Source organism: Chromohalobacter sp. 48-RD10, from assembly GCF_029889785.1.
Classification (GTDB): domain Bacteria; phylum Pseudomonadota; class Gammaproteobacteria; order Pseudomonadales; family Halomonadaceae; genus Chromohalobacter.
In genome coordinates this window covers 1-8,404 of record NZ_JARANX010000037.1, presented here as the reverse complement: position 1 = coordinate 8,404, position 8,404 = coordinate 1, and the positions used below count along the sequence as shown (strand labels likewise).

General features: G+C 59.8%; 9 protein-coding genes. 3 read left to right on the top strand and 6 right to left on the bottom strand.

What is annotated here, in order from left to right:
• Positions 1-102 precede the first annotated feature (102 nt).
• The 4 genes from OP496_RS16055 to OP496_RS16040 form a co-directional block, all read right to left on the bottom strand.
• A complete protein-coding gene (locus OP496_RS16055) occupies positions 103-435 on the bottom strand; it encodes a type II toxin-antitoxin system RelE/ParE family toxin (RefSeq protein ID WP_280564803.1) in 333 nt (110 codons plus the stop codon).
• A gap of 58 nt (positions 436-493) precedes the next feature.
• Positions 494-736: a hypothetical protein gene (locus OP496_RS16050; protein WP_280564802.1), complete on the bottom strand. Its 243-nt coding sequence runs from the start codon at positions 734-736 to the stop codon at positions 494-496.
• A gap of 33 nt (positions 737-769) precedes the next feature.
• On the bottom strand, positions 770-1,414 hold the full coding sequence (locus tag OP496_RS16045; protein WP_280564801.1) for a ParA family protein: 645 nt from the start codon (positions 1,412-1,414) through the stop codon (positions 770-772).
• 327 nt (positions 1,415-1,741) lie between these two features.
• Entirely contained in the window at positions 1,742-2,335 is a 594-nt protein-coding gene (locus OP496_RS16040; RefSeq protein ID WP_280564800.1) for a recombinase family protein, read from the bottom strand.
• Between the two features lie 118 nt (positions 2,336-2,453).
• Here OP496_RS16040 and OP496_RS16035 point away from each other — a divergent pair, with 118 nt between their 5' ends.
• The 3 genes from OP496_RS16035 to OP496_RS16025 all read left to right on the top strand — a co-directional run bounded on the left by OP496_RS16035 (position 2,454) and on the right by OP496_RS16025 (position 6,393).
• Positions 2,454-2,858 (top strand): hypothetical protein, encoded by a 405-nt coding sequence (locus OP496_RS16035; RefSeq protein WP_280564799.1) that lies wholly within the window; start codon positions 2,454-2,456, stop codon positions 2,856-2,858.
• A gap of 1,496 nt (positions 2,859-4,354) precedes the next feature.
• Entirely contained in the window at positions 4,355-5,296 is a 942-nt protein-coding gene (locus OP496_RS16030) for an integrase domain-containing protein (RefSeq protein ID WP_280564798.1), read from the top strand.
• 782 nt (positions 5,297-6,078) lie between these two features.
• The gene (locus OP496_RS16025; protein ID WP_280564797.1) at positions 6,079-6,393 is read left to right on the top strand and encodes a hypothetical protein; all 315 of its coding nucleotides are present in this window, start codon (positions 6,079-6,081) and stop codon (positions 6,391-6,393) included.
• Positions 6,394-6,452: 59 nt separating this feature from the next.
• Here the strand turns inward: OP496_RS16025 and OP496_RS16020 are convergent, their stop codons facing one another.
• Together OP496_RS16020 and OP496_RS16015 are read right to left on the bottom strand one after the other, a co-directional pair.
• Positions 6,453-7,817: a replication protein gene (locus OP496_RS16020; protein WP_280564796.1), complete on the bottom strand. Its 1,365-nt coding sequence runs from the start codon at positions 7,815-7,817 to the stop codon at positions 6,453-6,455.
• Between the two features lie 304 nt (positions 7,818-8,121).
• A partial coding sequence (locus OP496_RS16015) for a helix-turn-helix transcriptional regulator (protein WP_348522019.1) occupies positions 8,122-8,404 on the bottom strand: 283 nt, incomplete at its 5' end.

The window sequence follows — 8,404 nt, the reverse complement described above, 5'->3', positions numbered from 1 at the left end:
CGTGCCTGTAGCAGCATGTCCAGCAGGGCGAACTCTTCACGGTTGACCCGCTCGTACTCCTTGCGAACCTCGCGGTTCTCCAGAGCCTTCGCTTTCAGTTGCTCATGAGTCAGCATCCCTCACCTCCTTCAGCCGCTTCTCGGCCAGTGTCTTGTGCCGCTTCGGCGTCTTCTGATCTTTCTTCACAAAGCAGTGGAGTATCACGATCCGTTGCTCGATGCGGGTACAGAAGAACACCCGGGCGATGCCCTCGGCGCCTTTCAGCCGCAGCTCGAACAACCCCTTGCCGAATGCCTTGGTGTGCGGCTCTCCTAGATTCGGCCCGGCATCGACCATGCGGTCGGTCAGGCTGATGTACCTGGCCAGCAGCGTCGGCGGCAGCTTAAGGACCTCTTGCTGGAGATCCTCATTGTAGTACTCGATAGCATAGGGCATAGACAAATAAATAACAAATTTGTTAACTTAAAACAGCTCGATAAGTCCCTTCTCCTCTTTATGCCCCTCCTTTTCGCTCCATGTACTCGTTCACCGCCGTCTCGAACACCTCAACCATGCTCATGTCGTGCGCCACAGCGAAGGCCTTCAAGCGGCGGCGCAACTCGGGGCTCACCCTGAAGTTACAAGGCACGGTGGTGCCGGCCTCGGGCTTACTGGTGTGGTTGCCCACCACGTGGGAGGTTTGCGTCGGCTGCGGGGGAAGCCCCTTGCTGCCGGGTTTCTTGCTGGGTGCGGCCATGTCGTCGACTCCTTGCGTTAATGCATCATTGCGTTAATTAGTTACAGATTCTAGGTGGTTGATGATGGCTTGAATCAGCCGGTCCGCCTGCTCGCGCGGCCCCTTGTAGGGAGTCTCCACCACGGACAGGCCGCTGTCCTGTGCACGGCGCAGCGCGGTCTTCTCCGGTATCTGCGAGTCGAGCACGTGATACGGGGTCGCCTTCAGGTAAGCGTGGGCTTCCTCAAGCTCACGGGAGCTGTCGCCGACACGGCTCAGCGCAATGACGATGCGCTCCACCGGTACGCCGTGCTCGCTGACCAGGGTGTTGGCCAAGAGCACGGTGGGCTCCAGGTCGTCCAGGGATAGGCCGGCAGGCAACACTGCCAGGTGTGACTTCTGCCCGATCTCAGCGATCGCCCGGGTCGCATGCGGCGCGCCGTCCAACACCATGAGGTCATAGGCGTCAGCGATCCGGAGGGCCTGGCCCACGGTGCCGAACGTCTCGACGGCCACCACAGGCTCGATGCCGCGACTCAGACGGCGCTGAAGCCAGGTAAAGCTCGTGGACTGATTAATATCCAAGTCACCGATCTTCACGTTCCAATCGGCGGCGGCGTAGGTCGTGGCGATGGCCCGGGCCACGGTGGACTTGCCCACCCCGCCCTTTTGGCTCACCACACCGATGATGTAGCCCATGGCGCCTGCCCCCTTTGCGTTATTACGTCAATTCGTTAAAGCGTTACTATTGAAACCGGCTCCATGGTGAAAGAGGCGCCACCCAATAGGTTGCCCTTGTCAGTATAACGCAATAATAAAATAACGCTTTAACGCAAAAAAGAAAGCCACCTCGATGGGAGTTCGAATTGTTCAGGGGCATGGGTGGAAATCTGGCCAGACTAGTTCCGCGTGATGAAGCGGCTTGAAGGCTCTCCCCATATAATTAGATCCCTTCACGCCCCACCACCGGCGCCTCCTGCCAAATCCGGAGCTTCTCCATCTCAGCGGCTTCAGGCTCACACTCAGTCAGCAACTGCTGAGCTTGGGGAGGTTCACCGCCTTGGCCAGGCCCTCCCGCTCCAGGGAAGCATTCAGCGTCACCCGGCTGACCCCGAAGTGCTTGGCCACCTCGGTCTTGGTGATCTCGGGGTCGGCCAGCATCGCTACCGCCTTGTGCACGTCTGCGGCTGACATAACGGGACGGCGCCCTCCCTTGCGACCGCGGGCTCTGGCCGACACCAGGCCAGCCAGGGTCCGTTCCCGGATCAGACTGTGCTCGAACTCCGCCAGGGCACCAAAGATGTGGAACACCAGCTTGCCGCCGGCACTGGCGGTATCGATCGCCTCGGTAAGCGACCGAAAGCCCACGCTGCGGGCATCCAGCTCGTGGATCAGCTCCACTAGGTCCTTGAGCGAGCGGGCCAGGCGGTCGAGCTTCCACACCACCAGGGTATCGCCGTCGCGCAGGGTGCGCAGGCAGGCCTGCAGCTCAGGGCGCTCTCGCTTGGTGCCGGTAACACGCTCTTCGAAGACCTGCTCGCAGCCGGCTTTCTCGAGAGCATCACGCTGTAGCCGGGAGTTCTGGTCCTGGGTACTGACGCGGGCATAGCCGATGATCATGCGCCCTCCTTAGCATGTCGACCTGTACGAAAACAAATACCCGTTTATTTTACACCATGGCTTCAAAGCGATGGCCGTGCCAAGGTTTGGTATGAGTACCCGTCTAGGGGGGATGGCTATGACGGACAAGGACACGGCCGCCACGGGACTACAAGCAGCCACCACGATCTTGGGAAAGTGGGGTGCCAGCAGTGAGCAGGGCACAGCAATCCTGCGTGTCTCCCTTGACACCTATGCGCGTGCCAGGCGCCATGATCCAGAATGGCAGCTCAACCTGGATGAAGACCAGCTCACTCGGATCAGCTACGTGCTGAACATTCATGCAGCTCTTCGCGTGATATTCGACAATCCCAAGAACCTCTATGGCTTCATGGCCATGGCCAACCACAACGAAGGCTTCAATGGCCGGTCACCGCTGGAAGTCATCGCCTACGGCGACATTGTTTCACTGCGCGAGACATGGCTACGCGTGAACATGGAACGTCCAGTGATCGTGGGTGATGAAGGAAGGTTCAATCTTTGACTGCCGTGCAGTCGGGGCGGCGATGGTGGTTCAATCACGAAAGCCTCTTTGGCATACCAGGAAAGCACGGTGTCCATGGACACATTTTTTGACTTCTACACCATCATCTGGCTCGGATCAGGTGTAAATCTCATGTTCTATCCTGGCTATCAGATCCAGCACCTGCTGAGGATCTTCTTGCATGACATTGATGGGAGCCCCATTGCCTCATGTTTGATAACGCTCCCCCGTAGCCGTTCATGCGGCGTATCGCGTCGATTCGTCATCACAGCCTCCATCGGGCAACCGAGAAACGGGCCTTTTCTATACATAGAAAGGTTTACGCGATTTCTTTACGGGAAACCAGCCCCGCAGAGCGCCTTGGGGGGCTGGTCGCCTGACGTAAAGAAAACGACCGATTGGCAGCGCATCCGGGCGCTCCGCGAGTGAAAGCACCCAGCTGACGCGATTTCGCGACCTCAACTCTCAGCTCTCGAGACCGGAACCAGTTCAACCGCATACAGATAACCCGGCTGCGGCGGGCTTCACACAGCCAGCAAGTCGAGGTAATCTAGCTCCGTAACTGTCGCACAGTGACCGGGGATGCCGACCCCGAAAACAACACGGTCCTTTCAGTCCTGTCCTCGGGCAGCGGGGTAGCTGGCCTCGAAATCCAGAACAGCATTCTCGGCTTCGGCCCTTCAATCTTTGGCCTCGTGCCCTCCTCGCCTCGCCCCCTAGGGGCCTGCGGATGATGCAATACCATCGCTCGCGCTTCGCCTGCGACGGCTCTGCGCCCAATATAGGACCGTCTGAAGCGGCTCATACCGGCGCATGATCTCCCCTCTTCGCCCCGTGCGGATGAACCACCACGGCTACCGCCGTGTATTGCTGTGCCTGCGTGCCCAGCCTTCTCTCTCCTCCGTCTGCCGGCCTCCGGCGTCGGACTCACCAGCCGGCCACGGCTGTACCTCGACGGTGTTGCGCGCGTTGCCGCCGCATGTACCTGGGCGCTTCGTGCCCCGGTGCGTCATCGGCAACTCACCGCCAACGCCGGGCGCGATTGCGCCTCATCATGCCGCCCAACGCATGCGATGCCGTCCCACCCGCGTCTCCTCGCTCCGAGGAGACGCGGGAGCCCACTGGCCAGCTAGCCGCTCAACCACGCGGCTTTCATCCAAGCTCTCGCCGGACAAAAACCGACGAAACGCCTGCCACGGCGCAACGCCGTACCTGAAACGTGACAGCGATCCTAGGCGGCTCTCCTCGCAGGGAACCGGGCTTCACGCCTCAGCCGGAGCCGGTGGCGTAATGCCGCCACCAGCATGCGCAGCCCCGCGCCATAGCACCTGTAGGGGTCGTGTCACATCACTACAGCGATACCAGTCCGCAGTTGGGAAACGTCTGCGACACCAAAACGCCGCCTCCACGGTCTGCGCTTACCGTCACGAGCGCGCATCACTTACCGCATAGAACGGGGCATGGGGGCCCACCAACTACCGAAACAGGAGCGAAGCATGGCCAAAGGCACAAACTTCGGATTAAAGACCCGCGACCTGGCCAAGGCGGGTCGGTTCGCTGTCAACGAGATGGCCAGGGCAGGAACCATGGCATACGCCAGTGCTGCAACCTTAGGGCAGCGCTGGCAGGCGTTCGCCGCCTACGCCAAGGAGGCAGGCGTGAAGCGCCTAGAGGGCATCACAGGACAGCTCGTGGCGTCCTACGCACAGTCCATCGCTGCACGCGTGGCAGGCGGAGAGCTCTCCGCCGCGTATGGGCAAAACCTCGTGAGTGCCGTCAATTCGGTGATGACGCTCGCCACCCAAGGGGCATGGGAGTCCGTGAGCCCCACCAAGGACGGCGGCATCGCCGCACGTGTGAACGTGCGTACGGAGATCCCGGACGGCCTCGACAGGGCAGGCGTGACGGCAGCGGCGGAGGCGCTGCGCAGCCAGAAAAACGCCAACGGCGCCACCGTGGTGGAATTGGCCCGTGATTTCGGACTACGGGCCAAGGAAGCCTCACTCCTGGACGCACGCCGGGTGCTCCAGGAAGCCAGCGAACGAGGCCGCGTGACGATCAGTGCGGGTACCAAGGGTGGGCGCACGCGAGAAGTACCCATCACGCACCCTCGTCAGCTGGAGACGCTAGCCAAAGCCGCCGCCGTCCAGGAGCAAGCACGAAGCCTGATCCCCGCGAATCAGACCTGGGCGCAATGGGAGGAAACCAGTCTCAGGCAGACTCGGGAAACACTTCAGGAACACAGTATCAGCCGGATTCACGAACTCCGAGCCGCCTACGCCGTGGAACGCTATCAGGCGGAAACCGGCCACCTCCCTCGGATGATGAATGGCAAAGCCTGCCGGACAGAAGATCGGGCCGCCCGGTTAGTCGTGGCACGTGAGTTGGGGCATTCACGCATCGCCATCACAGTATCCTACCTAGGGACGATGCGATGATTCCGGGAAACATCCACCATGCCCTCCGGCAGTACGCAGCAAAGGGAAACAAGGCAGCAAGGCGCCGGCAGTTGAAACGGGTGGAAAGGTTCGTGGCTTGGTGTGGCTGCGATCCTCGACAAACGGGACGCGGCCACGTGCATCGTTACTTCTCAGCCAAGGGCTTTGCACCCACCACGGCGCGTGACCATTGGTACGCCATCCGCTTGCTGTGGCAAGTGATGGGGCGGTATGGCGACCCGCCGAAGCCACCACATATGCCCTAAAGATGGTAAGCCGGCACCTATTGCGCATACGCGCAATGTTGTGCTTTCCACCATCAATGGCGGTTTCGGTGATTCGCGCCTCGGCCGATCACATATGCAAGGGAGCCCAGGGAATCAGGATTATGGCGCTTATCGTGATCAACACAGACGGCTCATCCAGCGAAACGGTGGCAGATACTACCTGGCTCAAATATTCCCACAGCGCCCGTCACAGAGGCCCTCGAGGCATTTCGCGACCAAGACTCCCACCCCTCACCCAAACTCTCGGGGCAGCAATCGGTGACGGATTCTACCTACTACCTAGCTTCCGCCATCCATAATTTGTGAGCACAAACTCCCAGCCTAGTCCCGCAAAGCCTGAGGTGGCGAGGTCCAAGCCTTTTTCGCGACCAAAGCCCCCCACCCACGTCTCTGTCGCGTTAGCACAGAGACGCCATCATCGATGGCGTTCTCAGCCTAAGTGAAACTGGCACTATGGCAACAAAGGGTTTTTCCTTGCTCTAAGAGAACACCAATATGACAACTTCCAATGCTGTTGCCATTCTCCTTCCACTCGGCATCCTATTCACCGCCCTGCTGCTGTTCGGTGGAGGGCTCGCCTGGGCCCGCTATCGCGACCGTCAAGAATGCCATAATCGCGAACAACAAACTCAAACGGTTCTGGAACAGATCGAGCCCTGGGCCGGCTCCCGGGCAGCTTCTTGGGCTTGGTATCAAACCTATCCGATCTCCGCCCTAGGCGGGCTAACAGCCGAGCAACTAGTTTCCCAGGGCCGTACCTGTGAAGTTCTAGCCTATCTGGAGCACATCCGCGAAGGCGGTTACTCTTGATCCCAAATGCCTCAGAGGCTCCGCCACTAGAAATACGGACACGGTTGGGTACACCCAAATTAAGCATCAGCTAGCATCCTCTGTACATGACTTAAGCTTGTGCCCATTTCCTTAGCGATATTGCGCATGCTCAAGCCCTTTGTACGCAACGCCCAGGCCACTTCACGGCGGTGTTGCACCATGGAATCGTAAGCCGCACGCTCCTGAACACCAGCCGCACGGCGCACCTGACGCTTACGCTCGGCATCACGACGCCGCGCCTCGCCCTTGCTTACGATTGTGCGCAGCTCGTGCTGCTCGTCGTCTGTGACCGCAAAGCGCTCGATTAGCGTTGCGTTGCGGGGCGTGTACAGTGGGGGCACCTTGCGACCACCGAAGTCCACCACCTCGCCCTGAAAGTAGGCCTTGGTCTTATGGTATACCGTGCTCAGCTCCGACTTATCGTAGCTCCACCCAGGGGCCAGCGATGCGGCTAGTGCCTGGGCCTCCTTCCAGAAGCTCGCCGGTGTCACCGCATGGGACAGAGCCATAAAGTTCAGGCTCCAGAATAAGAACAGCATGCGCTGCCCCTTAAGCGGTTCGGGACCTCCCTGGTAAGCGGTACGCATTTCCGCTAGGGTGCGCAGGTCCTCAAGGCGGTGCCAGGCCAGCTCCTGGTAGTTGATGCGTTTCAGACCATGGCGTCCGCCCTTCACTACCGTCAGCGACGGTTTCGCGTGCCAGCGGGGCAGTTGGCCGGTTTTTCCCGCTATACGCTGCTTGCGTTCCTCTGCCAGCTGTTCCCTGGCTAAGGGAGCCACCTCGTCAAAGATCACGTCGAAGGGATAACGGATCGGCATGCCATCACCACCATCCGTGACCCAGATGACCTCGCAGCGCTGCCCGGTCTTGGTGTTGACGGTGTGCTCGAGCCGCAGGACACGCGAGGCATCACGAGCCTGAGGATCAGACCCGATCTGCTGGAAGCGCTCTCCCAACTGCTTCTGAGCGAAGTTCCAGCGGGGCAGCGCGGCTCTAGGCAGAGGGCTCGTGAGGATCCATTTCAAGTGTACGCCGCGGCCGCTGTAGACAATCAGCGAGGGGGGCGGTATGCCTTCATCCTTGCAGACCATCAGCACTGCGCGACGCCACTCCTCAGGCGGCATGTGGTGTCGTGAAACGGGATCCAAATCGCAGAATAGCAGTGGCAGGCTGTACAGGTTAACCGCCCGCCGGTTAGGGCGCATGAACTGAGCTTGAGACAGGTAGCAGTCCCTATCGCGGGGAGCTGCCTGGATTACCTTGTCGAGAAAGGCAACGCGGAAGGACTGCTGTCGCATGTCACCGCCTTTCTGGCGGGCGAGCAATGCGATGTACGCAGCCTCTGATACCCCGTGGTAGAACGATGGCTCAGTAATAAGAGAAAGCTGGTGTGGAGGTTTCATGCTCGTCCCCTGCCCATGCAGCGCAGGCGACGTAGACCAGCTTTATTTTGAACGATGTCCCGCAGCACTTGGCAGACGGGTTCAGAGTGGGTCATAATTTCCTCACACAGTATGTAGCGCCCTCACCCCGTTCATCCGCCAAGAGTCCCGGAGTGGGGGCGTTGTCTTTTCCGCCTATCGACGATCCCTCAATTCGTACGTCCCATCCTACCAGCCGTCCACTCTTTTGATTTAAAAGAATTTCTGTAAATCGTCGTACGGTATTCTTTTATTTTTCAGTAACCTATGGCCCCATAAGGTAGCATCAGGCTACCTCTAGGCGCAGATCCTTCCCACAGGCTTCCAGGTAGCGCCGCACGGTGCTGATAGATGGGGAGTGCTTGCCAGACGCCAGTGCTCGCTCCATACGGGCAATAGCGGGCGCCTTGGTGCCCATCCGATCGGCCACATCAGCCTGTGTCAGCCCGGCTTCACGGCGTGCCTGTAGCAGCATGTCCAGCAGGGCGAACTCTTCACGGTTGACCCGCTCGTACTCCTTGCGAACCTCGCGGTTCTCCAGAGCCTTCGCTTTCAGTTGCTCATGAGTC

Bases quoted from the DNA above. Each gene is read 5' to 3' on its own strand.
- OP496_RS16035 (WP_280564799.1), top strand. From the start codon at position 2,454: ATGACGGACAAGGACACGGCCGCCACGGGACTACAAGCAGCCACCACG.
- OP496_RS16045 (WP_280564801.1), bottom strand. From the start codon at position 1,414: ATGGGCTACATCATCGGTGTGGTGAGCCAAAAGGGCGGGGTGGGCAAG.
- OP496_RS16050 (WP_280564802.1), bottom strand. From the start codon at position 736: ATGGCCGCACCCAGCAAGAAACCCGGCAGCAAGGGGCTTCCCCCGCAG.
- OP496_RS16030 (WP_280564798.1), top strand. From the start codon at position 4,355: ATGGCCAAAGGCACAAACTTCGGATTAAAGACCCGCGACCTGGCCAAG.
- OP496_RS16055 (WP_280564803.1), bottom strand. From the start codon at position 435: ATGCCCTATGCTATCGAGTACTACAATGAGGATCTCCAGCAAGAGGTC.
- OP496_RS16020 (WP_280564796.1), bottom strand. From the start codon at position 7,817: ATGAAACCTCCACACCAGCTTTCTCTTATTACTGAGCCATCGTTCTAC.
- OP496_RS16040 (WP_280564800.1), bottom strand. From the start codon at position 2,335: ATGATCATCGGCTATGCCCGCGTCAGTACCCAGGACCAGAACTCCCGG.
- OP496_RS16025 (WP_280564797.1), top strand. From the start codon at position 6,079: ATGACAACTTCCAATGCTGTTGCCATTCTCCTTCCACTCGGCATCCTA.